Annotated in this window: 23 protein-coding genes; 9 read left to right on the top strand and 14 right to left on the bottom strand. The window is 62.4% G+C overall.

Translation table 11 applies throughout. The annotated features are described in order from the left end of the window. The first annotated feature begins 102 nt into the window (after positions 1–102). The gene (locus tag QQA13_RS15900; RefSeq protein WP_108470216.1) at positions 103–723 is read left to right on the top strand and encodes a cation transporter; all 621 of its coding nucleotides are present in this window, start codon (positions 103–105) and stop codon (positions 721–723) included. Further along, positions 723–1,628 (top strand): cation diffusion facilitator family transporter, encoded by a 906-nt coding sequence (locus tag QQA13_RS15895; protein WP_108470217.1) that lies wholly within the window; start codon positions 723–725, stop codon positions 1,626–1,628. Before QQA13_RS15900 ends, QQA13_RS15895 begins: the two co-directional genes overlap by 1 nt. Positions 1,629–1,841: 213 nt before the next feature. Here QQA13_RS15895 and QQA13_RS15890 read toward each other — a convergent pair whose 3' ends face one another. From QQA13_RS15890 to QQA13_RS15875, 4 genes are read right to left on the bottom strand one after another with little or no spacing between them, the layout of a single operon-like run. Continuing rightward, positions 1,842–2,411, bottom strand: coding sequence for a phosphatase PAP2 family protein (locus QQA13_RS15890; protein WP_108470218.1), 570 nt, complete (start codon positions 2,409–2,411; stop codon positions 1,842–1,844). After that, positions 2,408–3,031: a cation transporter gene (locus QQA13_RS15885; protein ID WP_108470219.1), complete on the bottom strand. Its 624-nt coding sequence runs from the start codon at positions 3,029–3,031 to the stop codon at positions 2,408–2,410. Before QQA13_RS15885 ends, QQA13_RS15890 begins: the two co-directional genes overlap by 4 nt. 12 nt (positions 3,032–3,043) lie before the next feature. Continuing rightward, a complete protein-coding gene (locus tag QQA13_RS15880; RefSeq protein ID WP_234411237.1) occupies positions 3,044–5,062 on the bottom strand; it encodes an FTR1 family protein in 2,019 nt (672 codons plus the stop codon). 50 nt (positions 5,063–5,112) lie between these two features. Continuing rightward, positions 5,113–6,117, bottom strand: a complete 1,005-nt coding sequence (locus tag QQA13_RS15875; protein WP_108470220.1) for a TIGR02391 family protein — start codon at positions 6,115–6,117, stop codon at positions 5,113–5,115. A 319-nt stretch (positions 6,118–6,436) separates the two neighbouring features. On the opposite strand from QQA13_RS15875, the gene QQA13_RS15870 reads away from it, so the two are divergent. Beyond that, the gene (locus tag QQA13_RS15870) at positions 6,437–6,718 is read left to right on the top strand and encodes a helix-turn-helix domain-containing protein (protein WP_325051445.1); all 282 of its coding nucleotides are present in this window, start codon (positions 6,437–6,439) and stop codon (positions 6,716–6,718) included. 128 nt (positions 6,719–6,846) lie between these two features. Here the strand turns inward: QQA13_RS15870 and QQA13_RS15865 are convergent, their stop codons facing one another. From QQA13_RS15865 to QQA13_RS15850, 4 genes are read right to left on the bottom strand one after another with little or no spacing between them, the layout of a single operon-like run. Then, positions 6,847–8,244, bottom strand: a complete 1,398-nt coding sequence (locus QQA13_RS15865) for a tyrosine-type recombinase/integrase (protein ID WP_199909783.1) — start codon at positions 8,242–8,244, stop codon at positions 6,847–6,849. A 47-nt stretch (positions 8,245–8,291) separates the two neighbouring features. Next, a complete protein-coding gene (locus QQA13_RS15860) occupies positions 8,292–8,846 on the bottom strand; it encodes a hypothetical protein (protein WP_159082130.1) in 555 nt (184 codons plus the stop codon). After that, positions 8,843–10,981, bottom strand: a complete 2,139-nt coding sequence (locus QQA13_RS15855) for a hypothetical protein (protein WP_159082131.1) — start codon at positions 10,979–10,981, stop codon at positions 8,843–8,845. The genes QQA13_RS15860 and QQA13_RS15855 overlap by 4 nt, the downstream gene beginning before the upstream one ends. After that, a complete protein-coding gene (locus QQA13_RS15850) occupies positions 10,974–13,271 on the bottom strand; it encodes a hypothetical protein (protein WP_159082132.1) in 2,298 nt (765 codons plus the stop codon). Before QQA13_RS15850 ends, QQA13_RS15855 begins: the two co-directional genes overlap by 8 nt. A gap of 111 nt (positions 13,272–13,382) precedes the next feature. On the opposite strand from QQA13_RS15850, the gene QQA13_RS15845 reads away from it, so the two are divergent. Both QQA13_RS15845 and QQA13_RS15840 read left to right on the top strand, forming a co-directional pair. Next, positions 13,383–13,619, top strand: coding sequence for a proteinase inhibitor (locus QQA13_RS15845; RefSeq protein ID WP_108470225.1), 237 nt, complete (start codon positions 13,383–13,385; stop codon positions 13,617–13,619). Between the two features lie 110 nt (positions 13,620–13,729). Further along, positions 13,730–14,302 (top strand): energy transducer TonB, encoded by a 573-nt coding sequence (locus tag QQA13_RS15840; RefSeq protein ID WP_108470226.1) that lies wholly within the window; start codon positions 13,730–13,732, stop codon positions 14,300–14,302. 6 nt (positions 14,303–14,308) lie between these two features. Here QQA13_RS15840 and QQA13_RS15835 read toward each other — a convergent pair whose 3' ends face one another. Beyond that, entirely contained in the window at positions 14,309–14,839 is a 531-nt protein-coding gene (locus tag QQA13_RS15835) for a gamma carbonic anhydrase family protein (protein ID WP_108470227.1), read from the bottom strand. A gap of 92 nt (positions 14,840–14,931) precedes the next feature. Here QQA13_RS15835 and QQA13_RS15830 point away from each other — a divergent pair, with 92 nt between their 5' ends. Continuing rightward, positions 14,932–16,989, top strand: coding sequence for a M3 family metallopeptidase (locus QQA13_RS15830; protein WP_108470228.1), 2,058 nt, complete (start codon positions 14,932–14,934; stop codon positions 16,987–16,989). Between the two features lie 58 nt (positions 16,990–17,047). Here QQA13_RS15830 and QQA13_RS15825 read toward each other — a convergent pair whose 3' ends face one another. Continuing rightward, on the bottom strand, positions 17,048–17,257 hold the full coding sequence (locus tag QQA13_RS15825; protein ID WP_007512189.1) for a cold-shock protein: 210 nt from the start codon (positions 17,255–17,257) through the stop codon (positions 17,048–17,050). Between the two features lie 223 nt (positions 17,258–17,480). Between QQA13_RS15825 and xth the strand changes: the two genes are divergently transcribed. The 3 genes from xth (at position 17,481) to QQA13_RS15810 (ending at position 19,877) form a co-directional block, all read left to right on the top strand. Next, positions 17,481–18,248, top strand: a complete 768-nt coding sequence (xth, locus tag QQA13_RS15820) for an exodeoxyribonuclease III (RefSeq protein WP_108470229.1) — start codon at positions 17,481–17,483, stop codon at positions 18,246–18,248. Between the two features lie 5 nt (positions 18,249–18,253). Further along, positions 18,254–18,931 (top strand): YecA family protein, encoded by a 678-nt coding sequence (locus tag QQA13_RS15815; RefSeq protein ID WP_108470230.1) that lies wholly within the window; start codon positions 18,254–18,256, stop codon positions 18,929–18,931. A gap of 112 nt (positions 18,932–19,043) precedes the next feature. Then, positions 19,044–19,877, top strand: coding sequence for a pirin family protein (locus QQA13_RS15810; RefSeq protein WP_108470231.1), 834 nt, complete (start codon positions 19,044–19,046; stop codon positions 19,875–19,877). A 55-nt stretch (positions 19,878–19,932) separates the two neighbouring features. Here QQA13_RS15810 and QQA13_RS15805 read toward each other — a convergent pair whose 3' ends face one another. Genes QQA13_RS15805 through QQA13_RS15790 form a run of 4 tightly spaced genes read right to left on the bottom strand, consistent with a single transcriptional unit; the run spans position 19,933 to position 24,396 of the window. Further along, on the bottom strand, positions 19,933–20,754 hold the full coding sequence (locus QQA13_RS15805) for a carbohydrate ABC transporter permease (RefSeq protein ID WP_108470232.1): 822 nt from the start codon (positions 20,752–20,754) through the stop codon (positions 19,933–19,935). Continuing rightward, positions 20,751–21,629 carry a carbohydrate ABC transporter permease gene (locus QQA13_RS15800; protein ID WP_108470233.1) on the bottom strand — a complete coding sequence of 293 codons (879 nt, stop codon included), beginning with the start codon at positions 21,627–21,629 and terminating at the stop codon, positions 20,751–20,753. The genes QQA13_RS15805 and QQA13_RS15800 overlap by 4 nt, the downstream gene beginning before the upstream one ends. Beyond that, entirely contained in the window at positions 21,626–22,942 is a 1,317-nt protein-coding gene (locus QQA13_RS15795; RefSeq protein ID WP_108470234.1) for a sugar ABC transporter substrate-binding protein, read from the bottom strand. Before QQA13_RS15795 ends, QQA13_RS15800 begins: the two co-directional genes overlap by 4 nt. Further along, positions 22,939–24,396 (bottom strand): glucoamylase family protein, encoded by a 1,458-nt coding sequence (locus QQA13_RS15790; protein ID WP_108470235.1) that lies wholly within the window; start codon positions 24,394–24,396, stop codon positions 22,939–22,941. The genes QQA13_RS15795 and QQA13_RS15790 overlap by 4 nt, the downstream gene beginning before the upstream one ends. Positions 24,397–24,430 lie beyond the last annotated feature (34 nt).

Genomic DNA, 24,430 nt, shown 5'->3' with positions numbered 1-24,430 from the left:
TCGGTGTCATTTCATAACACGGCGGCGGCCGCGTAGAGTTGCCGCCGCAATGAGGGATTCCAATGCCTGAAGCATGCATACAAGCCATCGGGTTACCGGCTCATGACTGATACGTGTTGTGCCACCACCATCGATATTGCGGCATTGCAGGCGCGGCAGCGTCGAGTATTGATGAGCGTTCTGGCGATCAACCTCGCTACCTTCACGATGATGCTGGCCGCGGCGATCTACAGCGGTTCGTCGTCGCTGCTGTCCGGCGGGTTGGACAATCTGGGCGATGCGCTCACCTACCTCTTGAGTCTTGCGGTTATTGGTGCCAGTGGTCACGCGAAAGCCCGGGTGGCGCTGTTCAAGGGCGCGTTGATTCTCGGCGCTGCGATCGCGGTCGCCATCCAGATTGGCTGGCGTCTCCTGCATCCGGGCGTGCCGATCTTCGAGGCGATCGGAATCGCCGCCTTGCTGAACCTGGCCGCCAATGTCGCATGTCTGCGCCTGCTGCTGCCTTACCGCAAAGGCGACGTCAATATGGCTTCGGCGTGGGAGTGCTCGCGCAATGACGTGTTCGAAGGTATCGCCGTGCTGGCCGCCGCCGCTGGCGTCGGCCTGTTCAGCGCAGGATGGCCCGATCTGCTGGTTGCGTCAGCGTTGTTGCTGATGTTTCTGCGCTCGGCATGGCGGGTGTTCCGCATGGCGTGGTGCAGCTACGCGAACGGAGACAGATGATGAGTACCGGGCACAATCACGTGGGTACGGGGGTCAAGCACGAGACGCCCCTGTGGTGGGCACTCGGCCTGACCAGTATGTTCCTTGTCGCCGAGATTATCGGCGGTCTGCTTATCAACAGCTTGGCCTTGCTGTCGGACGCGGCACACATGGCGACCGATGTGATCGCGCTGACGATCTCGCTGACCGCCGTGCGCCTGGCACGACGTCCCCCCGATGCGAAACGCACCTATGGTTACGCGCGCATGGAAGCCATCGGCGCACTCGTCAACGGTGGCCTGTTGTTCCTCGTCGCCGGCTACATCTTGTGGGAGGCGGTGCGGCGCTTCAGCGAACCGCCGTCGGTGGCCTCCACCGGCATGCTGGTGATCGCGGTGCTGGGGCTGGTGATCAACCTCATCTCGATGCGATTGCTCAATGCCGGCAGCGGTGAAAGCCTCAATGTGAAAGGTGCGTATCTGGAAGTTTGGGCCGACATGCTCGGTTCGGTTGGCGTAATCATCGGTGCGTTGATCATCAAGTTCACCGGCTTCTACATCGCCGATCCCATCATCGCCGTGTTGATTGGTCTGTGGGTATTGCCGCGAACATGGATCCTGCTGCGAGAGGCAGGGAATGTCCTGATGGAGGGGGCGCCTCGTGACGTCGATACCGAACGGGTCCGCGCCGAAATGCTGGCCACTCCGGGCGTGGCTGCGCTGCACGATGTGCACGTATGGGCGCTCAGCAGCACGCGTTCGGCGATGGCGGCGCATGTGATCATGGATGGCGACGCATCAGACGCGGAGGCTCTGCGGCTCCGGCTGGCGCAGATGCTGGAAGCGCGCTTCGACATCCATCACGTGACGCTGCAGGTCGAAACAACGTCGTGCGGGCTGGGGTGCGAGGAGCCGCAAAAGGTTTGACCTCACACAGTCGCTTTGCCAAACCGCGCGCCCGGTGCCGCTTCCACGCGACGACTCCCCGTCGGCGTGGCGTGGCTGCGACGGGAACCGCCGTCCTGTCTCAAGCCTGCGCACGTCATTGTGCTTGCGATGCCGGTGAACCTGGGCGATCGCGTGCGCCGCAGGCGCCGCTGGCCACGGTGGAAGGCAGCGACAGTATGCGCAGCTACGTGGTCACCGCCGTTGGACGGCGTGGGGCTGGCTCGCAACCACAGCCCAGCCACTCAGCATGACCAGCCCACCCATCGCGAGGGCTCCCAGCATATCGCCGGGATAATGCACGCCCAGGTAGATGCGTGCCCATGCCATGGGCAGACCAAGCAGTGCGATCCCGATGCCCCAAACTCGGCTGCGTTGATTCAGCAGCAGTATGCCGGCCACCACCCACTGCACGGTTAGATGGTCGCTGGGAAAGCTGCCGGTCGCCGCATGGAAAATCCATGCTTGGCCGACACCGGCCACGAAGGGGCGCGCTCGATCCCAGACGGCGCCAATGACCAGGTTTAGGAGTAGTGCCGCCGCAGCGACAGCCACCGCCTTCAGGGCGATCGAGCGCATCGACCACCGAGGAAACATCAGCATCGTCCCAAGGAGAGTGGCGGTCAGGATCAGCGGCCCATCGGCCAGACCTCGCGCCAGATGCAGCATCGCGGGCGACGGCGGTATGGACGGATGGATGGCGTGGAACAGTCGAAGGTCAACGGCATACAGCACCGAGCCAAGACCTAACACCGGAGAGGTCATGGTTTGACAATCGATTCGCGGGCTGCAACCCGCGCTTCCTTTGCTTCGCGCAGAATGCCCAGCGCCTCCTTCAGCACGTAGCACGCGATGGCCGCACCGATCACCAGATCAGGCACGGCGCTGTGCAAAAGGAGCACCAGTACGCCGGAAACGATTACCGCCAGGTTCGCGATGACATCGACCCGGGTGAACAGCCAGGTCGCTCGCAAATGCACCTCGCCATGACGAAAGCGTTCCAGCAATCGCAGCACGGTGGCGTTGACAACGAGAGCCACAAAGGCGATACCCATCATCCATGCGCCCTCGGGATGGCTTCCCACCACAAGGCGCCACGCGACACCGAGCAAGACACCCAGCCCCAAGACCAACAGCAGCGTTCCGCTCAGTTGTGCCGCCGAGGCCTTGAAGCTCGCGCTGCGCGCCCACGCCATCAGGGCGATGCCGTAGGCACTCGCATCGGCCAGCATATCCAGCGAGTCGGCGATCAATCCCATCGATTGGGCGATCAGACCGACGACGATGCCGACCACGAACATGGTGGTATTAAGTCCCAAGGCGAGGCGAAGGATCCGGCGTTCCGCTTCGTTGGTCGCTTGCGTATGGCAGCCACACTCACTCATGCCGTATCGCCTTCACTCTGCATCGGGGAGAACTTCCTTGGTGGTGGTGGCCGACGCCGATGGTTGACGGCCACGACGGATATTGAACACGAATCCGACCGCCAGCAGCACCAGAATCGTCAACTGGGCCAGCAAGGATTGCCAGGTCGGATAGATACCCAGCAGTTCGATATGCGGCACCGGCGCGACGCCCACCGCGACCCATCCGGCCTCCTGCAGGGCGGCGATACCCTTGCCAGTCAACACGATGGCGAGCACAGCGATCAGCGCCGAACTGGCGGAGAAGAATGTGCCGATCGGCAGCCGCCGGCTGGTGCGCAGCAGCACCCAGGCGATCAGCCCCAGCACTGCCGCACCGGCGGCGATGCCGCCGAGTAGCCACACTTCCTGGCCGTCGTTCCACAGTGCGGCGTAGAACAGGATGCTTTCGAACACCTCGCGGTACACCGAGATGAAGGCCAGCCCAAACAGGAACCACGCCGAACGTCGGTTGAGCGCGGCCGCCATCTTTTCCTTCAGATACGCCTGCCAGCGACCGCCGATGCTCTTCTGGTGCATCCACAGACCGACCCCGAGCAGCACGAACGCCGCAAACAGCGACGACAGCCCTTCGGTCAATTCACGACCGGCACCGCTGATGGAAATCGCATAGCTGGCGATCGCCCAAGTGATCCCGCCGGCGACCAGTGCGAGGCTCCAGCCGGCATGCACGTAGCGCAGCGCTTCGGGTCGCGCGGCCTTGCGCAGGAAGGCGAGCAGTGCGACCACGACCAGCAGGGCTTCCAGACCCTCGCGAACCAGGATGGTGAAGGCGCCCAAGAAGATGGCAGCCGCATCGCCCGCCGCATCGGCGGTGACTTCCTGCGCGCGTACCAACAGACCGTCGACAGCATCGGCCTGTTTTACCACCGACGCCATGGGCGTGTTACCCGACAATGCGCTGCGATAAGCGCCCATCGCCGTTTCGAGCTGGGCGCGCAACGCGCCGTCACGCGCATTGAGTTGCGGTTCGACCGGTTCCACCCCATCGAGGTAAGCCGACAGCGCCAGTTGGGTGGCCTGTGTCTTCGCACCAGCACGGTAAGCCGTCAGGCTCGCCGCCAGTCGCGCCCGCGCCAGAGGAATACCCGCCAAGGCCTGCTGCTGGATGACGTCAGGGTGAGCCCGCACATAACCCACGATCGTCCGGGCACGCTCCGCACCGAGGGTGGGTGTCAGCTGCGCGACACGCGCACGCGACAGCTCCTTCAAGTCGGCGATCTGCGCTCGCGCGGCGGTGTCATGTTGCCAGGTATCGGCACCGGCGACCGCTTCCTTGGCGTAAGCCAGCGAACCTACGTAGTACGCCAGCGCCCAACGGTCATCGGAAGAGAGTTGCTGCGCGTAGCTTGCCATCGGCGTGCCTTCCACGCCTTGGCTGATCACCTCATACAACGACAGCGCGCTGCGTTGATCTGCCCGCGTTTGATCGGTGAAGTTCACCGGACGGGGCGACAGTTGCAGGCCAGCGGGCCCGTCACCGTGTCCGGTGACGCCATGACAGGCAGCGCACTGGTTTTGATAGAGCATAGCCCCGCGCGCCAGATCGGGAGCGTGTTCCGGTGCGGTCGGCACGGGGTACGCCTGCAGCAACGCGTCGGCCAACGCATGTGCTTGTGTCGCCACCTGAGCGGGCGGCGCTTTGGCCTCGACCGAGATCACCAACGTATCGGCCTGCTTCAATAGTAAAGGCGTGGCCGCGGTCGGTTGCAGAGCGGCGATACGGGATCGCGCCGTCGCCGTGAACTCCCGCATCTCGGCGTACTCGGAGGTACTGATCACAGCGCCATCCTTCACTGCCCCCGCGTAATCGGTCGCCAGGTAGTCGAGCATCTGCCAAGTTTGCGGAACCGAGGTCATCGCGTCCTGAGCCATGACCGGAAAGGCAGTCATGCCGAACAGGAGAAGGGCGGCTATGGAAAAGCTGCGTAAAATACTGCGAATACGATTCGTTATCATTGGCAAATGATACTCGTCCTTGAGAGATTGCATAGATCAAATTGGGCAGCGCCTCGCGCGTATGAGGCAGCACATCACGATTGTTATGACACTTCTTTACCTTCCGATGGGACGCCGGTATTCGCCACGTACAGCAGATAGTCGATCAGACCCAGAATCTGCACCACACGTTCGGGTGCCAGGTCGGACAGCAATTTGTGGTGCACTTGGTTCCGAATGAAGCCAAACACGCCTCGATACAGCAGGTGGACCGCATCCTGCTCTCCCTGGATATCGCTGACGCGGATCGCCGGCGTCCCACCCGCAAAGGCGCGGGCGGCCAGATCGGCGCCGGTGGCGGCATCGGTGGATCGGGTCAACGTACGCAGACGATGCTCCAGAATGCGGGTTGCCTCGGTCACAACCGTATCGTGTCGTTCGGACTGACCGGATTCTTCGAATTGATTGAACAGATCCAGGCAGCGCCGTTTGAGTTCGGTATCGAGGATCTCGATGGAATCGATCATGACCGGCTTCGGCCGTCGGGCGTGTGTTACGGACTGATCCTGGGGCCTATCCCCTTCTTGTTCGACGGCGGTCAACTGTTCCTGCTCAACCAGGAGCCGCATCACCGAGGCCCTGGCAAAGATCCCCTGAGTGGCTAACTGCTCTTCGCGCAAGGTGATCTGTCGATCCAATGCCGATAGGAGATGGGTGGTCACATTGGGTTTGCTCGAAAGCGCGTTTCGTCGTTGCTTGAGGAAGCCTAGATAGAGCAGCCCGACCGACTTCAGGTAGCGCACCGTTCCATGTTCGAGACTGAGGTCGCAATCGAATTTGTCGGTGGACTTGGCCAAGCTTTCTTCGAGCCACTGGCGGGTGCGCGTGACTTCGCGTCGACCTCGATCGAAACGAATCTCCTGCCGGATCTCTTCAGTGAAAAAAGCCTTCAAGTGCGGATCGGCCTCGACTTCGGCGGCCTCCAAGGACAACAACTCCTCGTAGTACTTCAAGGCGCAAACGAAGAAATCGAGGGTATCGCGAAGGAAAGCCACCCACGAGTAATGATGGCTATCGGCGGGTTCGGGCGTGGCCGTGCGAGTCGTCATGGGTTACAGCCCTGGGCGTTGAGTATGAAAAATATACGGATCATTCCAAATATCTCATCACCGCGGCCATTGTGTTCGCCGTGTCCGAATTGGCCAAACGCAGTGATCGCGTTCGACCCTTCACAAAAAAGGACAGGGAGGTGGTCTCCACGCGTGGAGCGCCACCATGATCTCGCACCCATGAAACTGTGACGAGCATTACTAAGGAACTCTTAGTATCCAGTTGAGCCTGCGACTCCGAAGCTGTCCCTAGATCACAACAGGGCAGATTCATCGGATGGCTCGCGGAGGTAAAAAGGAAGTCGTTCTGGCTGCTCGCTTGAAAGAAGCGCGCTTGGCCGTGGGTATATCTCAGCGAGAACTCGGCATCCAAGCTGGTATGGATCCTGCAGTAGCATCACCGCGAATCAATCAATATGAGCGCGGCAAGCACGCACCCGACACGAACACCCTCAGCAAGCTAGGTCAAGCTCTAGGCATGCCTGTTGCTTATTTCTTTGCTGAAGACGATGACCTGGCCATGCTCATCGCTAATTTTCATAGGCTGACATCCACGGCTCGTAAGCGATTGCTCACGTTGTCTGCAAAAGGAAGTCACTGACTGACATTCCCGGGAATCGCCGAACACTTCGGGACATCAGTGATTCCGACGTCGTAGTGTCATCGTCTTCTCAGAGGAAGCACATGCGCGAATGATTGTTTACGCGAATATCGCACCGTCCAGCATGGTCACCCTTGAGTGCTTCCCGATGGTTGGCTGACGTCGACGGCTTTCTCTAGATCAATCACGAACTCGCGAAGAAGATGCGTAAATGACTCTGCAATGTGCAATGTCGACTCCCTATTTTTCATCGCATTGTGCATTTCGTTGGCCGTTTGCTCGACGGTTCCACGGAAGGACTCTACAACTCTCCGAAGGTTAACTGCGGTCTCGACCTTGCCGAAGTTCGCGGCTTCATCAAAAGCCATGTGAATGTAAGTATCGAGTGATGCGAGATTCGCGTGACCCGTCCATTGGCGTACCTTTTCACGCATGGCGTTACCGTCAAGGAGCAGCCGACGGAACGAGTCTTCGTTCTCGATGTTGTGCTGATTGATGAGCCACACGAAGAGTTTGGTGATGAAGCGGTGCCGAAACATGTGAGGGCAGACCTTCACCGCTATCCCTGCTGCCTTGGCTAGAGTGTGAATTTCCTTCGTGATCGTGGGCGCCTCAAGCGGCCTACCGGTCCTTTCGCTGATGAGCAAAACGCCTGTATCACCCGTCGTCCCACATGTTTTTCGTATGATTCGGCTGCGATTGACTTCAATGAACTCCAATACGGAGGCGACATCATGGTGGGAGATAGGCAGAAGGCGTTCGGCCGCGCGACCTCCCCCTTTCTTTACAGTGATGATCCTGAGCATTGGGTCATGCATGCGGGAGGCTCTCCGAATCGAATCGACCGTCAACGCAGCCACTTCCGATCGCCGACCACCCGTGATTTCGAGAAGTTTGATCAATACATAACGACGCTTTCGCAAAAAATGGCTTGTGCTGATGGTGTCAACGGAATCACGCAACTTGGAGATGGACACGGCACTGATAGGTAAAACGACCGTCCTTGGGTCGGGAGTGGGAAAGCTTGCATGGTGCCAAAATCGGACGGTTCTGCTGCGCCCGGTCCCATCAGAAGTGCTCCACAGCTTGGCTTCTTTCAGCTCAGCATGTATCCGTCCGTTTGGCCCCAAGAGGCTGGTATCGTCGATCCGTGTCGCCACGAACGCTAGAAAGTCCAACGAAGCACGACCAATTGCCAATACGGTGTTGGCATCCCGCAATGGCATGTTTGGCTCCGCAACCGTGCGCTCTTCTAGAAGAGAATGCACAAACGCAGTGAACTGATTGTCCGAAAGATCTTCCGGTGCAATGCGGCGCTGGTACAGAAGCCGTAGAAGGTGACTAATGTTCGTCGCATAGGTAAAGAGCGTCCCTCCGCGATTGCGTCGAGACAAACCGCGTTCGAAGAGCCGCAACATATAAGCGTTACCGATATGGCACCAGCGTCCGTCGGGCCACAGGATCAAAGGTATATCGATCGCGGCGACGGTAGTCAGTGCGCCGTGGTCGTCGACGTAGAGTGGCAACTTCCACGAGTCCGAGGTAAGGCGGTACAACTTATGCTTCTGCATGCTCACGGGCGCACGATGGGTCTTACATTGGATGCTTCAAATACCTTTCGCCTTAGATCAAGTCCGGTGTCGATCTCGCGTTGTTCAGCTCGACAAAGCGCAATGATGGATGGCATTTTTGAACTCTCAGCGTAACTTCGCGCCTGCATAGACCGGCGCTCAAAAGCGCGCTGTAGAAGTTGCAAGTCTTCCAAAAGCAGCTGGATCTCCTGCTCTTGCTCAGTAACACGCAAAAGTAGCCCTTCCTTTGTACGTTTCCCACTATGGCGAGCCTGAGTCTTCGCGCTCGCGATGGACTCGCGTGCTCTACGCCGCAAAGAGTCAAGCACCGCAAAACCACCCAAACAAAAATCACAGGCCTTCTTTTGTGTGTTGAGACTCGCTCGGCGTATCCCGAGCTCAAGACTCTCATACGCTGCGAGGGCACCTTGGGACGTTATGGCATGGTTGAGACTCGCACTGTTCAGGTGATCACCTGGTTTGGCAATGACTTTCGTCAACAAATCTACGAGCGCAATCACCGATGCGGCGTTCGCTTCGCTGCGGGAGACGCTCATTGAGCACTCCGCGGAATAATTCTTATGAGAATGCGGTAGGACCGCGAGTCATCCAGAAATTCGGGCTCGATCACCACGACACCTGACAGCATGAGCTCTTCGATGTATTCCTGGAGTTCTTCGTCCTTAAGAATCTGGAATTTTCGTGTGTGAAAGCGCTCTTCAATGAGGTCACTTAGTCGCTCAGCGACATTATCGTGGTCCTTTACGGCGTTCAACGCCCACTCCGCCGCTACGCCTCTAAGTACCGCGCCTGGGGTGACCTCAGTGATGTAGTGGTAGATATGGGCAATGTCAGAGTGCCCAAGAAACCACCGCAACGTGTCGAGCCCGCCAAATTGATTGGACCAAAAGAACATCATTGCGAAAAAGCGGCGAAATTGGTGTTGCCTCAAATAGTAGCGCTCACCTTTCATGTTGAGAGGAAGTTCAAAGTAGTCACAAAAGATATCTACCGAGTCATCGAACGCCTCCGAAACAATTTCACAAAGTGGCGCATTACCACAAGCAGTGGGCGGTGCAAATAAAGCTGTTTTCGACTGTAGCGCACCAATGCGAATCAATCCGTTCTGGAGAGAGTCAAGCATTTTTATAAGCCGCACGACAATCGGTGGTATTGGCCGCTCTTCGAGCTCTCGGTATCCTAGGACACCGGACTTTCGATTGCGAAAAAGTAACTGATCTTCGGAAGCGTTAAGGCAAGATCCGGCGACAAGATCCACTAGCTCACCTGATCGGCGCGCCATGGTCGATCCGGCAACTATTTCGATAGCCCCGTAAAGAACGCGCAAGAGTTCCCACAAGCCCGGTTTCGAGCGTAGTAGGCGGTAGTAGCCGGAGTGACCGCTAAGGGCTGGGCCGCCGATGACGCCAGCGTTGGACGGCTCACAGGTCCATGCCCGCACGCCGAGCCGTCGTAGTCGAGTTGAGAGATAACCTTTGAGTGCCCGGTTGTGACAAAAAACGCTAATACTCCCTCCAGCAGAGCGAGCGCTTTCTGCCAAGAGGAGATAAGCCTCAACGAGATCCTCGCCAAACTCCAGAGCGTACTCAATGGCGTGGCGTATTGCTTTAAACACCACCGAGGCGGGCACGGACCCAAATCGCTGGCCTACAGGCGGGTCGAGCGCTTGAATGGTCCCTTTAACGTCTATTGATTGGAGTGCTGTGAAAGGTACTTCTTGCCCCATCACGTGTAGATGGGCGAGCGATCGAAGCGAGGTAATATAGCCGCGCAGCACGCGCTCGTTCATGCGCCCACCGGAATGCTTTATAGGAACGGCAGGATATTCCCGACTGGCCGCTCGATGACCTGGTGTCAAACACAGTTCCGGAGCGGATGGTTTGGCAACATAGCCTCGCAGCGTATTCATGTAGATAGCTTCGACTAGCGGCCTTAGAAATGGAGACCATTGATAAGAGGTGGGGTCGTTCCTAAGAGTTACATAGTAACCTTCTCGCCAGAGCCAGCAGCGCGCCAATACAATCTCTTCTCGCGAAAGCTCAGTGAGGCACTCCTGGGAGGGTGGAACATCCCGGGCTAAAAACGGATACTCACGCGTCATAGCGCGAGCCTCATCCGAATTTACGGATGAGGTGTGATCGCGCAGATACGAGGTGAGGCGAGACGGCCACTGATAAACTGAAATACTTCGCCGTGAGTTACTTGCAACCACGTAAATGGCCTCAATCAGCTGATCATGAGTGATCGCGCCAAGGCCATGGGCGGGTAGCTGGAGCTGTTCTGCATGTATCAGGAGGTAGTCGATCCACAGGGTGGCCCTGATAACTATCTCGTACTCGGTCCTTAGACAACGCAGCGCGTAGTTGGTGGCATCGGTGTGCGTTTGAAACGTCAGCCAAGTTCGCAGCGTAGTTAGCAGCGGCCGATGTCGATCGTCCGTTAGCAGCGTCGGGCCGAGACCAAGGCGAACGCGCCAATCTATCTCGAAAAATTTACCTTTGGCACGATCAAATTGAAGGGACCAAACCGGATTTTCGAAATCCGTGGCTAGCCAGCGTGCGGTGCGGTAGCGATCCGCAGAACATTCGGAGAGCATCTTGATGTCAGCTAGGAAATCGGCTGCTGGGAGCTGTCCTCCTTTTGCCGTAGGCCAGAGAACTGCCTTATCCATAGATGAGCTCTCCAAATGCGTTTGCCGATGCGTGCTCTCTGGCCCATTTAAGACACTTGGTGAGATCCGGTCGGTCATCCAAGGTGGCGAGATACTCACACAGGCGATGTGCGACCCCGGACCAGTACACGGCGCGCCCCGATGGCCGCCTTATCGCTGCCCGTACGGCCAGCTCCAGACTGAGTAGGGCGGTCATAACTCCATTGCTTATTCCGAAGACCACCTTGGTGGACTCCGGCGCACTGCCTTCGATGTCAACAGGATCTTCTGGGTCAATGATGTGTTTTGGAATTTGCTTTAGAGCATGTTTGCCAAGAAAGGTATCGAGTTCATCCATGGTTTGAAATGGGCTAGACTCAAGCAAGTAATCGCTGTCCTTCATCGCTTCGCATATCAACGCTGATTGGAAGATACGAATCCATCTGTCTTGGAAGAACACTTGGATTGGACGTGGTAGATAGTGATCAAGCAAGTTGGGAGAGCACACGTTATGGCCAAGAGCGCGAGCCATGTCCGTAACACTTTTAGTGCGTAGGTAAACGATTACTCCCGCGGAAGCTCGTAGGGCACGTAAGCTAAATCGCTTCGCGATATCTAGAGCATCATGTTCGTTGAGCCCGAGAGCCGTTATAAATCGCGATGCAAGATCATCGAGTTTTGTCGATGTCTGAGCAGAGAAATTCTGCATGTGCGGCATTCCTGCCACAGAACTAACCGTCAGAAAGAGCTTGCGCCAGTGCGAGCTCTTGCACTTCCTTAGGTAATTCCGTAGGGGACTCGTCAGCTGAATAACTTGCTCGACGATCTCCTTGGTCGAATCATTGAGAGCAATCTCCTGTTGGGCGAGCCGCGGGCCTCTTCTTCTTTTGCGGCCCACCAAGTAACACACACCGTCAAGTTCCACGAAGCCAGTTTGCTTTCCGTGACGGTCGTAAAGCTCAAGTTCCTCAAGGAACGCACATGTGATCTTGGGATCCATCGCAACGAGCAGCGCGGCATGTGGAAGGAGTGCTCCGTCGACCGGAACGCCAAGCTTGCGCGATGTATCGATCATCGGCGCAGGAAATATCTTCTCTGCATGGGCGCGAGCACCGAAGTGGCCGTTGGCTTCATAGGTCGCCGCAGCATTGGCGAGCCAGTCTGGATTTGTAGGGCAAGTCAGCCCTAGACGACGTTTGCGTTCACCGCCCAACGTATATACGTGTCGGATCGTCCCTCGTGGTGCCAGTTCGAGTCGGCGCTGATGAGCAGCCCAAAGATGCTCCGTTTCAACCCGCGCCCACGCGACGATTCTGTCGAAATCAGTCTGTATCTGATTAAAGAGCATTTCTCTCGCGCTGGAATCGCTGATCTCCAGGGGTATGTGCGTCAGTAGCGTGGTGGAAATAGAGGTGCCGTGGTCATCTGTCGAAATTCGCGGCATGCACCCTCTGTACATCCTCGGAGCATGCGGCAGTGGCCTAGCGGGATGTGTCATAACCTGATCGAACAGGTACTTATTGGCGAAGTGCAAAAAGCCGTAGTTCCAATGACTTAGTTGAGATTCAATCTTGAGGCCGCGCCCGAGTACTGTGGAGAAAAAATATCGAATGAACTGCACAAAGAAATCGTCAACAAAATAGGGATCATCGAAATGGCTCGCCTGGATTTCTGGCGGCAAACTCGCGATAAATTGGCAGAATTCCGCTACGCCGTGAATGGACGCCGACCTGGATCCAAGAAGAGCCTTCCGCAGGGCTTCGAAAAGGCGCTGAGTAAACTCACGACCTAGACGCGCAAAGACCCCATATAGATCGAAGCCACACACTCGACCGGCCTTGTTGGGCGTCGTCCATCCGCGCCAAAGCCACTTCGCATCTTCATCTAGCTCGACGATCTCGAATCGAGACATCCACTCTGTAACGTCAGGGGTGAGGACATACGCCGAGAATCGTTTCACCCGAAGCGCCTCGGGATCAGATAGGCCGAGCCTATTGACGAGCGTTAGAAGAGTCTTCCCTTGTCGGCATGCTGCAGCGAGGGATTGCCCCTGAAAAATTGGTGAATACGCCGCTCCAATGAAACCCTCGCAGAGCGACCTCGTTTGTTCTTTGTTTCGAAGTAGCTCGGCTGTGAGAGTCTGTCGCGTGAGTTGAAGGTACGCTTCGACATTTTTCAGAGTCGGGAAGACGCGACACTGCATATCAGGCGAGAGCGAGGGAATGAGCGCCGAGACCTGATCGAGCAGATCGGCACTGATTGCGACGTGCGGATGTTCGCCAAGCCAACGCGAATTCGCGACAAGTGGCATCGCTTCAAACTCACAGATTGAGCCCCCAGCGTTTTGCTTTTTGCTCCTATCTATGTGAAATATATGAGATCTTTTTGATGGCTTAGCGTTTAATCAACGCTTCCTGCTGTTTTGACAACTTTGGGTAATCCGCCAAAGTTCTCGCCGATCCCCGGCATGCCCGGGGGCAAACCCGCCGGCGTGCGCTGCGTGCAGCTCACCGACGACCACCGCTGCGCGATCTTCGGCCGTCCCGAGCGGCCCGCCGTGTGCGCCAGCCTGCGCCCCGAGCCGGTGATGTGCGGCGCCGACCGCGCCCATGCGCTGGCCTGGCTGGCGCGGCTGGAAGCGGCCACTGTCACACGCTGAAGCCACTTCGCCACGAGACTGCAACATGGCGACACTAAGGTGCTGCCTGCCGCCGGGAGCGCGTCGACGACGCAGGCTCCCGCGCGCGGCGTTCCCCGGCGCACCCCGTCATGCCTCGTCCAGCCTTCCTCATCGCGCATCGCTATGTGATCGCCGCGGTCTGCCTGTGCCTGTTGCTGGTGGCCGGCGGTCTTGCCTGGCACAGCCGGGCCAGCGCGGACGCGGCGCCGGCGAAAAAGGCCGCCGTGGCGGACGACGAGGCGCAGAGCGGCAGCACGATCATGCTCGGGCTGGCCCGCGACGCGGTGCGCGACGGCCGCCTGGTCTCGCCGGAAGGCAACAACGCGTTCGAGTTCTACTTCAGCGTGCTGCAGCTCGACCCGCAAAACCAGGCGGCGCTGGACGGCCTGCGCGAGGCATTCAAGCCGGCCTGCACGCTGGTCGAGCAGACCGTGGCCGCGGGCAATCTCGACGATGCGCAGCGCGAGCTGCAGCTGCTGCGCGCGTACGACGCCGGCAACTACCAGTACGACCCGTCGCACTACGAGACCAACGCCAGCAACTACCAGCTGGCGCTGCTCGCCGGCTACCTCGATGCGCAGCGCATCCTGCTCGGCCGGCGCCACGCGGCGGAGGCAGCGGCAATCAACGCGCGGCAGGCGAGCGTCACCACGCCGCAGTAGGCGGGTTCAGCTGGCGAGGTAAACGTCTTTCAGCCGCACGTAGTGGTCGGCCGAGTAGTGCAGCTGCTCAATCTCGCGCTCGCCGAGCCGGCGCACGCATCTCGCCGGGTTGCCCAGCCACAGCTCGCCCTCGCCGACCACCTTGCCCGGCGGCACCAGCGCGCCGGCGCCGACGAAGCCATGCTTCATCACCACCGCGCCATCCAGCACGCTGGCGTGCATGCCGATCAGGCAGTAGTCGCCGATGGTGCAGGCATGTACCACCGCGGCGTGACCGACGGTGACGCCCTCGCCGATCAGGCACGGGTAACCGGGTCCGTACGGGCCGGCGTGGGCGACGTGCACGATGGCACCGTCCTGGATGCTGGTCTTCGCGCCGACACGAATGTGGTTGACGTCGCCGCGCAGCACCGCGCCGGGCCAGATCGAGACGTCGTCGCCCAGCACCACGTCGCCGATCACGCTGGCGGCGGGGTCGACGTAGACACGCTGGCCGAGGCTGGGCGCGATGCCCTTGAAGCTGCGCAGGGAATTCATCCGGGCATTCTAGTGGCGCGGCGCCGTCACATCGCCACGCTTGATTTCGCCCGGCGCGGTCGCCACGCTGGCAGCTTCGCAAAGGAGCGTCCATGAGTGACCACAACCCGCTGCTGGCCGACGACGCGCTGCCGGCGTTCACGCAGATCCGCCCCGAACACGTCGAACCGGCGATCGACACGATCCTGGCCGACTACCGTGCCGGCATCGACGCACTGGTCGCCCCCGGCGCAGCGCGCGACTTCGACCACGTGATGCTGACCCAGGAACGGCTGGAGCAGCGCCTGGCGCGGGCCTGGGCGCCGGTGTCGCACCTGCACTCGGTGGCCGACAGCGAGGCCTTGCGCAAGGTGTACGGGCCGGCCGAGGAGAAGCTCACCGAGCACGCGATCGAGCTGGGCCAGAACCGCGACCTGTACGCCGCGGTGCGGGCGCTGGCCGAGGCGGCGGATTTCGCCGCGCTGCCGCGACCGGAGCGCACGCTGGTCGAACACGCGCTGCGCGACTTCAAATTGTCCGGGGTGGCGCTGGAGGAGCCGGCACGCTCGCGCTTCCGCGAGATCGGGGTGGAGCTGTCCAAACTCTCCACCGAATTCTCCAACGCCGTGCTGGACGCCAGCGAGGCATGGCACGAGCACGTCACCGACGAACGCGATCTCGCCGGGGTGCCCGAGTCCGGCCGCGCCGTACTGCGCCAGTACGCCGAAGACCAGCAACTGGACGGCTATCTGGTCACCCTGAAGCAACCCAGCGTGCAGGCCGTGCTGACCTACGCCGACAACCGCGGCCTGCGCGAGCGGGTGTACTGGGCTTACCAGACGCGCGCGTCCGACCAGGGCCCGAATGCGGGCAAGTTCGACAACGGCGCGCGCATCGAGCGGATCATGGCGCTGCGCCACGAGGCGGCGCAGCTGCTTGGCTTCGCCAACGCGGCGGAGGAATCGCTGGCGACCAAGATGGCCGCCTCGCCGACCGAAGTGCTGGAGTTCCTGCACGACCTGGCGGTGCGGGCGAAGCCGGTGGCACAGCGCGAACTGGCCCGGCTGCGCGAGTTCGCCAGCGCCGAGCTGAAACTCGACAACCTCGAATCGTGGGACGTCGGCTACGCCGCGGAGAAACTGCGCCAGCGCGACTACGCGCTGGACGAGGAACAGCTGAAGCCATACTTCCCGCTGCCGGCGGTGATCGGCGGCCTGTTCGGCCTCACCGAAAAACTCTACGGCATCACCCTCGCCCCGCGCGACGGCGTCGACGTGTGGCATCCGGAGGTGCGCTACTACGACGTGCGTGATGCCGACGGCCGCGTGTTCGCCGGCGCCTACGTCGACCTGTACGCACGCAACGGCAAGCGCGGCGGCGCGTGGATGGACGTCTGCCGCGCGCGCTTCGACGACGGCGAAAACCTGCAGCTGCCGGTGGCCTTCCTCACCTGCAACTTCGCGCCGCCCACCGGGGGCAAGCCGGCCCTGCTCACCCACGACGACGTGCTGACCCTGTTCCACGAATTCGGCCACGGCCTGCACCACCTGCTCACTTCGATCGCGTTGCCCTCGATTGGCGGCATCGACGGCGTGGAGTGGGACGCGGTGGAGCTGCCCAGCCAGTTCATGGAGAACTTCGGCTGGAACCGCGAGGCGCTGGACCTGTTCGCGCGCCACTGGCAGACCGGCGAGCGGTTGCCCGACGAGCTGTTCGAACGCATGCTGGCCGCGCGGCATTTCCACGCCGGCCTGTTCCTGGTGCGCCAGCTGGAGTTCGCGCTGTTCGATTTCCTGCTGCACCTGGAGTACGACCCGGCGCAGGGCGCGCGGGCGCTGGCGGTGCTGGAGGAGGTGCGCAAGCAGGTCGCCGTGATGCACCCACCGGCCTGGCAACGCTTCCCGCATGCGTTCAGCCACATCTTCGCCGGCGGCTACGCGGCCGGTTACTACAGCTACCTGTGGGCCGAATTGCTCAGCGCCGATGCATTCGGTGCATTCGAGGAGCATGCCGAGAGAAACGGCAGCGTGATTGATCGCAGCACCGGTGAGCGCTTCCGCCGCGAGTTCCTCGCGGTCGGCGCCAGTCGCCCGGCGCTGGAAAGCTTCATCGCCTTCCGCGGCCGCAAGCCGGAACCGGAAGCGCTGCTGCGCAGCCACGGGCTGGCCTAGGGGCAAAAAAAAGCCCGCCGAGGCGGGCTTTTCTTCAGGGGTTGGAGTCCGTGGGACTTCAGACCGCCTGGACTTCCTCAGCCTGCAGGCCCTTCTGGCCCTTGGTGACGATGAACGTGACGCGCTGGCCTTCCTGCAGGGACTTGAAGCCCGTGCCCTGGATCGCGCGGAAATGCACGAACAGGTCGTCACCGCTTTCCGGGGTGATGAAGCCAAAACCCTTGGCGTCGTTGAACCACTTGACTGTACCGCTCTGACGATCCGACATGTAACTTTACCTTTGAAGCATGGATGTGTCTGCGGTCCGATACGCTGAGGCACGGCCGCAATAGGAGCAAAAATAGGAGTTTCCTCGGACTCTTGCTCGCGCAGCATACACTGGAATTCGCGCTTTCGGGGGTTTTTCGCAGCTTCCGTTCATCTTCGTGCCGTCGCCCGGCCACCCCGGCCCGCGCCGCAGGGGCCGCCGGCGCTTCCCGTACAATGTGGCCATGAAGATCGCCTCGTGGAACGTCAATTCGCTGAAGGTGCGCCTGCCGCACCTGACCCAGTGGCTGGCCGAGGCGCAGCCGGACGTGGTGGCGTTGCAGGAAACCAAGCTGGAGGACGCGAAATTCCCGCTCGACGAGCTGGCCGCGGCCGGCTATCGCGCGGTGTATTCGGGGCAGAAGACCTACAACGGCGTGGCGATCCTGGCCCGCGACGAACCCGTCGACGTGGTCACCGACATCCCCGGCCTGGACGACCCGCAGCGGCGCATCCTGGCCGCCACCATCGGCGGTCTGCGCGTGGTCGACCTGTACGTGGTCAATGGCAAGGCGGTCGGCGACGAGAAGTACGCGTACAAGCTGGACTGGCTGGCCAGGGTGCGCGAATTCCTGGCACGCGAGCTGGAGCGCCACCCGAAGCTGGTGGTGCTGGGTGATTTCAACATCTGCCCGGACGAGCGCGACGTCTACGATCCGGTCGCCTGGGGCGAGGACATCCTGTGCTCGCCGCCGGAGCGCGCCGCCCTGAAGGCGATCACCGACCTGGGCCTGCACGACAGTTTCCGGCTGTTCGAAGCCGAGGCCGGGCACTACAGCTGGTGGGACTACCGGCAGGCCGCGTTCCGCCGCAACATGGGCCTGCGCATCGACCTGATCCTGATCGGCGAAGCCCTGAAATCCGCCGCCACCGCGGCAGCGATCGACCGCGAGCCGCGCCGCTGGGAACGCCCCTCCGACCACACGCCGGTGACGCTGGAACTGGATATCTGACTGAAATGACCTCGAAGACCGAATGGCCCAGCTCGCTGGACGACAACGAACTGGACGAGCTGGACCGCTACCTGCGCGCGCACACCGGCGAGGGTGACCTGTTGCTGGATGGCGTGCACGGCCTGCTTTCGGCGCTGGCGGTCGGCCCGCTGCTGGTGCTGCCGGACGAATGGCTGCCCGAGGTGCTGCACGAGCCGTTCACCGACGAGGACGAAGGCAACCGGGTGCTGGCGCTGCTGGCCAAGCTCAACGATTCGATCATCGCCGAACTGGAGGTCGACGCCTACGAGCCGATCCTCGGCGAGGTCGAGCTGGAAGGCGGCCCGATGCTGTCCGCCGCCGGCTGGTGCGAAGGCTTCAGCCGCGGCATCGACCTGCGTGCCGGGCTGTGGGAGGGCCGGCTGGCCGAGGACCCGCAGCTGATGGAACTGCTCGGCCCGGTGATGGCGCTGGCGGTGGACGAGGGCATTCTCAGCGCGGACGCCGAATTCGAGAAGCTCAGCGACGACGAATACGACGAATGCCTGTCGCAGGTGCCGGCCGTGCTCGGGGCGGTGAACCAGTATTGGCAGGCCCAGCCCGCCACCGAGGCCGAAGTCGAGGCGATGGTGCGCCAGCAGCAGCCCGACACCGGCGACGACGGCAATCCGCCGCGCCAGCGCAGCGGGCACTGGGTGCACTGAGGCGGACTGCCGGCGTTGCGCGGGTGGAACGATCCGTTCGTGCCCGGGTGCTTGGACAAGTGCGTGAACAGGACCATCTTGGCGTGCAGTCATCCTTGAACCGGAGTACGCCATGAGCGACCGCCACATCACCCGCCGCATCCGCGGCATGGACACGTCCGACGGCGCCGGCGTGAAGCTGAAGCGCGTGATCGGCCAGCCCGGGCTGGACATGCTCGACCCGTTCCTGCTGCTGGACGAATTCCGCTCCGACAGCGCCGGCGACTACATCGCCGGTTTCCCGGAGCATCCACATCGCGGCTTCGAGACGGTCACCTACATGCTGGCCGGGCACATGCAGCACCAGGACAACCACGGCAACCGCGGCGACCTCACCCCGGGCAGCGTGCAGTGGATGACCGCCGGCCGCGGCATCCTGCATTCGGAAATGCCGCAGCAGGAAAATGGCCTGATGTGGGGCTTCCAGCTGTGGGTGAACCTGCCGGCGGCCGACAAGATGACCGCGCCGCGCTACCAGGACATCGGCCCCGAGCGGATTCCGGTGGTGCAGCCGGCCGCAGGCGTCGAAGTGAAGGTGATCGCCGGCGAACTGGCCGGCGCCACCGGTCCGGTCGAGGGCATCGTCACCGCGCCGGTGTACCTGGACATCGGCCTGCAGCCGGGCGCGCAGTTCACGCTGGATCTTCCGGCCGGGCATCACGGCTTCGCCTACGTGTTCGATGGCGAGGCGGCCCTGGTCGGCGGCGAGCAACTGCAACGCAGCGAACTGGGCGTGCTGTCCGACGGCACGCAACTGCAGCTGGCCGGCGGCGACACGCCATCGCGCCTGCTGGTGGTCGCCGGCAAGCCGCTGAACGAAAGCGTGGCGCGCTACGGGCCGTTCGTGATGAACACGCCCGAACAGATCCACGAAGCGATCGCCGACTTCCGCGCCGGCAAGTTCTGAGCAGTTGCGTTCGCCTCCTCTCCCTGCCGGGGAGCGGAGGCGATGGCAAGCAGCCTCAGCCCTTCACGCTGCCCAGCAACAAACCCTCCAGGTAATACCGTTGCAGCGCCAGGAACAGGACGAGCACCGGCAGCACGGTGACCACCGAGCCGGCCATCATCAGCTCGCTGTCCTGCGCGTGCTCGCGCGCCAGCGAGGCCAGTCCGATCGGCAGCGTGTAGTGCTCCTGCCCGGTCAGCACGATCAGCGGCCACATGAAGTCGTTCCATGCGGCGAGGAAGCTGAAGATCGCCAGCGTCACGATGACCGGCTTCAGCAGCGGCAGCACGATCTGCGCGAAGATGCGCCACTCGCCGGCGCCGTCGATGCGCGCGGCCTCCAGCAGTTCGTCGGGGATGCCGCGCGCGTACTGGCGCACCAGGAAGATGCCGAACACGCTGGCCAGCGCCGGCGCGACCACGCCGGCGTAGCTGTTGACCAGGCCGATGGACTTCAGCAGCAGGAACAGCGGCAGCATCGCCACCTGGGCGGGGATCACCAGCGCGCCCAGCAGCGCCTGGAACAATCGTTCGCGGCCGGCGAAGCGCAGCTTGGCGAAGGCGTAGCCGGCCATCAGGTTGAAGACCAGCGACAGCGCGGTGATCGCGCCGGCGACCAGCAGGCTGTTGAGCAGGTAGCGACCCATGCCGGCACGCACGAACAACTCGCGGTAGTTGCCGAGCGTGGCATGTGCCGGCAGTAGCGGCGGCGGCAGCGCGCTGGCCTCGCCCGGCGCCATGAACGACACCGACAGCATCCACAGCAGCGGGAACAGCGCGACCACCGCGCCGCCGATCAGCAGGCCATTGACCAGTGCCTTGGCCAGCCGCGGATTCACGAGGCGTCTCCGCGGCGCGACAGCTTCAGCATCAGCACGGTCACCGCGAACATGATCAGGAACAGCAGGAACGCCACCGCCGAGGCCGAGCCGAGGTTCCACCACTTGAAGCCCTCGTCGTACATCAGGTACAGCACGCTGACGGTGCTCTGCAGCGGGCCGCCCTCAGTCATCACGTAGGGCTCGGCGAACAGCTGGAAGTAGCCCGACACGGTGAGGATGCCCACCATCAGCAGGGTCGGTTTCAGCATCGGCAGGGTGATGTGGCGGAACTGCCGCCAGCTGGATGCGCCGTCGATGCGCGCGGCCTCGTACAGCTCCGGCGGAATCGCCTGCAGGCCGGCCAGGAAGATGATCATGTTGTAGCCGAAGTTCTTCCACACCGCGAACGCGATGATCGTCGGCATCGCCCAGTGCGGGTCGCCCAGCCAGTCCACCGGATGGACGTCCAGCAGTCCCAGCAGATAGTTCGCCATGCCGTATTTGGTGTTGAACAAGTAGCGCCAGATCACCGCGGTGGCCACCACCGTGGTCACCACCGGCGCGAACAGCGCGGTGCGCAGCAGCGGCTTGCAACGCGCCAGCGGCGAGTTCAGCAGCAGCGCCGCACCGAGCGAGGCGCCCATCGACAATGGCACGCCCACCGCGACGAAATACACCGTGTGGCCCAGCGCCGACCAGAACAGCGGCCGCTGCAGCAGTTCCCAGTAATTGCCCAGCGCCACGAAGCGCAGGTTGCGGATATCGGCCAGCGCGTAGAGGTCGTAATCGGTGAGGCTGAGCGCGAGCGCAGCCAGCACCGGCAGCAGGAAGAACACGCCCAGCACCACCAGCGCCGGCGCGAGGAACAGCCACGCGCTGCGCGGCGAATTCACCGGGCGGACTCCGGTGCCTGACCGGCGCTGGCGTGATCCAGCACCCAGCGGCGCTTGGCCAGGATCGCGTCGGCGCGGCGATCCATCTCGGCCGCCGCCTGGTCAATCGTCAGCCGGCCGGCGATCGCTTTGGCTGCGACCAGCTGCATCTCGTTGGCGATACGCTCCCACTCCGGTACCGCTGGCGTGGGCTTCACCTGTTCCAGCTGATCGCGGAACGCGCGCAGCTTCGGGTCGTCGCGCAGCGCAGCGCCCTGCCACGAGCTGCGCCGCGGCGGCAGGTCGCCGAGCAGCTCATAGAAGCGCTGCTGCACCGCCGGCTGCGACAGGTATTCGATCAGCTGCCAGGCGGCGTCCTTGTGTTTCGAGGCGCGGAAGATCACCAGGCTGGAGCCGCCGGCCACGCCGATGCCGGCGCCATCGGGGCCAGGCAGCGGCGCGGTGGCCCAGTCGTCCTGCTGTGCGGCGCTCAGGCGCGAGCGGAACTCGCCGATGTTCCACGGCCCGGACAGGTAGAACACGTACACGCCGCGGCCGAATTCGGTCCACGGGTTGCCGGCCTCGACGTTGGTGATTGCCGGTGCTTGTTTCAGCTTGAACGTGTCGACGTAGAACACCAGCGCGCGCTTGAAGCCGGCGCTTTCGAAGTTGCCGTAGCGGCCGCCGTCGCGCAGCAGCGGCTCGTCCTGCTGCAAGGCCAGCGACATCAGCTGCTCGTACTCGTTGGTCGGCAGCAGGATGCCGTAGCGGTGCCGCGCGGGATCGCTGAGCGCGGCGAGCATGCGCCGCCATTCCGCCCAGGTGCGCGGCGGTGCATCGAAGCCGGCGGCCTTGAGCAGGTCGCGGCGATAGAACAGCAACCGCGTATCGACGTACCACGGCACGCCATACAGGGTGCCGTCGATCACATTGGTCGCCCAGATGCTGGCGAAGTAGTCGTGTGGCTGCACCACCGTCGAATGGTCCACGCGACCCTGCAGCGGCTCCAGCGCGTGCAGCGCCGCCAGTTCCGGCAGCCAGGTGTTGCCGAGCTGGCTGAGGTCGGGGGTCGAACCGCCGGCGAATGCGGTGAGCAGCTTCTGGTGCGCCGCGGTCAGCGGCAGCTGCTGTACCTGTACGTGAATGTCCGGATGCGCACGCTCGAACGCCGGCAGCAGCTGGATGATCGCCTCGCCCTCGCGGCCGATCGTCCAGAACGTGAGCTGCTGCCCCGTCGGTGCCGGCGTACAACCGCCCAGCAATGCGCCGCACAAGGCGATCCCGGCCAGCCACAGGCCACGCCGCGATCGTTGCGGGCGCGTGCCGCAGGTCATTTTTCCGGCGCCCCCGCACCCAGCCAGCCGCCTTCGAAGCCGGCGCGCTCCAGTCCCTTGCGGATGTACGGGTTCTTCTTCATCACCTTCCACACGAAATCACTGCGCCAGTTCTCGATCATCAGCACGATCGGGCCCTGGTCGATGCCGAGGTAGACAGTGTCGACCCAGCCCATCGGCAGCAGTTTGCCGGTGCGCAGTTCCGTGCGCATGTGGAAGCTGGGGTTGAAGGCGTCGACGAAGCCGTACTCGCCGTAGATGTCCTTGCCGTAGCGGTGCTTCATCGCCTCCAGCGCGGGGATCACCAGTTCCGGCGCGAACGCGATCGAGCCGCCGGCCGCGGTCGGCGCGATGGTGCCGTCGTCGACCACCCAGCCGAGCCCGGCGCCACGGGCGGTGTAGCCGTGGAACTCGCGCCGGCGCTGGCCCTCCATGACGACCCCGCCCGGACCGTTGCTGGCGGTCAGCCCCCACACGTTCGGGCCGTAGCCGGTCCAGCCGCCGGGGTTGGCAATGGCGTAGTTGCGCTGGGCGATCACCGCGCGGCGGCTGTTCTCGAAGTAGTCCAGGTCGTGCTGGCGATTCCAGGCGTCGCGGATGCCGCGGAAGTCGATCCACACGTGGCTGTACTGGTGGCCGAACAGCGGGCCGAAGTTCAGCAGTTGCTGGCCTTCGAACTGGCCCCAGTGGCGGTCGTACGTGCGGGTCCATGCCTTCCATGCATCGGCGCCGACCGGATGGGTGGGCGAGCCCAGCGCCAGCACGTACAGCAGCATGGCCTCGTTGTAGCCCTCCCAGTCGTGCGGGATGAAGTGGCCGCCCGGCGTCCAGCCCATGCTGACCAGCGGTGCGCGCGGCTGCATCCACGGCCAGTCGACGCGGCGGTAGATGCGGTCGGCCAGTGTGCGGATCTCGTGCTCGGCCGGCGTGTCGCGGTCGTAGTACGACTGCGCGAACAGCACGCCGCCGAGCAGCAGGGTGGTGTCCACGCTGGACAGCTCGGTCCAGCGCGCGGTGCGCTTGCCGCTGTGCATGTCGAGGAAGTGGTAGAAGAAGCCGCGGTAGCCGCTGGCGTCGTCCTCGCTGTCATTTTGTGGCGCGCTGTCGAAGAAGCGCAGCGTGGCCAGGGTGCGTTCGATCGCCTGCCTGCGCGTGATGTAGCCGCGCTCCACGCCCACGCCGTAGGCAGTCAGGCCGAAGCCGACCGCGGCGATGCTGGAAAACGATTCGCCGGGATAGTGGTCGGGGATCAGCCCGTTGGCGGGGTTCGCGCTGTCCCAGAAGAAACGGAAGCTGCGTTGTTCGAGGTCGTTGACCAGCGCCGGCACGGCTGGCGCGCGGGCCTGTGCGGCGGCGGGCTGCGCCTGCCAGGCGGGGCTGGCCGGGGCCGCGACGACCAGGGCGAGGCCCAGCAGGAGCGAGGAGAGCCATGAGCGGCGGTGGGGAAACGTCATGAGGGTTCTGCCGTACTTTGCGTTTGCGGCCGCG

It is taken from the genome of Rhodanobacter thiooxydans (assembly GCF_030291135.1).
GTDB classification, from domain to species: domain Bacteria; phylum Pseudomonadota; class Gammaproteobacteria; order Xanthomonadales; family Rhodanobacteraceae; genus Rhodanobacter; species Rhodanobacter thiooxydans_A.
This window is presented reverse-complemented; position numbering and strand designations above follow the sequence as displayed.

Bases quoted from the DNA above. Each gene is read 5' to 3' on its own strand.
- QQA13_RS15900 (WP_108470216.1), top strand. From the start codon at position 103: ATGACTGATACGTGTTGTGCCACCACCATCGATATTGCGGCATTGCAG.
- QQA13_RS15895 (WP_108470217.1), top strand. From the start codon at position 723: ATGAGTACCGGGCACAATCACGTGGGTACGGGGGTCAAGCACGAGACG.
- QQA13_RS15890 (WP_108470218.1), bottom strand. From the start codon at position 2,411: ATGACCTCTCCGGTGTTAGGTCTTGGCTCGGTGCTGTATGCCGTTGAC.
- QQA13_RS15885 (WP_108470219.1), bottom strand. From the start codon at position 3,031: ATGAGTGAGTGTGGCTGCCATACGCAAGCGACCAACGAAGCGGAACGC.
- QQA13_RS15880 (WP_234411237.1), bottom strand. From the start codon at position 5,062: ATGCAATCTCTCAAGGACGAGTATCATTTGCCAATGATAACGAATCGT.
- QQA13_RS15875 (WP_108470220.1), bottom strand. From the start codon at position 6,117: ATGACGACTCGCACGGCCACGCCCGAACCCGCCGATAGCCATCATTAC.
- QQA13_RS15860 (WP_159082130.1), bottom strand. From the start codon at position 8,846: ATGAGCGTCTCCCGCAGCGAAGCGAACGCCGCATCGGTGATTGCGCTC.
- QQA13_RS15855 (WP_159082131.1), bottom strand. From the start codon at position 10,981: ATGGATAAGGCAGTTCTCTGGCCTACGGCAAAAGGAGGACAGCTCCCA.
- QQA13_RS15850 (WP_159082132.1), bottom strand. From the start codon at position 13,271: ATGCCACTTGTCGCGAATTCGCGTTGGCTTGGCGAACATCCGCACGTC.
- QQA13_RS15840 (WP_108470226.1), top strand. From the start codon at position 13,730: ATGCCTCGTCCAGCCTTCCTCATCGCGCATCGCTATGTGATCGCCGCG.
- QQA13_RS15835 (WP_108470227.1), bottom strand. From the start codon at position 14,839: ATGAATTCCCTGCGCAGCTTCAAGGGCATCGCGCCCAGCCTCGGCCAG.
- QQA13_RS15830 (WP_108470228.1), top strand. From the start codon at position 14,932: ATGAGTGACCACAACCCGCTGCTGGCCGACGACGCGCTGCCGGCGTTC.
- QQA13_RS15825 (WP_007512189.1), bottom strand. From the start codon at position 17,257: ATGTCGGATCGTCAGAGCGGTACAGTCAAGTGGTTCAACGACGCCAAG.
- xth (WP_108470229.1), top strand. From the start codon at position 17,481: ATGAAGATCGCCTCGTGGAACGTCAATTCGCTGAAGGTGCGCCTGCCG.
- QQA13_RS15815 (WP_108470230.1), top strand. From the start codon at position 18,254: ATGACCTCGAAGACCGAATGGCCCAGCTCGCTGGACGACAACGAACTG.
- QQA13_RS15810 (WP_108470231.1), top strand. From the start codon at position 19,044: ATGAGCGACCGCCACATCACCCGCCGCATCCGCGGCATGGACACGTCC.
- QQA13_RS15795 (WP_108470234.1), bottom strand. From the start codon at position 22,942: ATGACCTGCGGCACGCGCCCGCAACGATCGCGGCGTGGCCTGTGGCTG.
- QQA13_RS15790 (WP_108470235.1), bottom strand. From the start codon at position 24,396: ATGACGTTTCCCCACCGCCGCTCATGGCTCTCCTCGCTCCTGCTGGGC.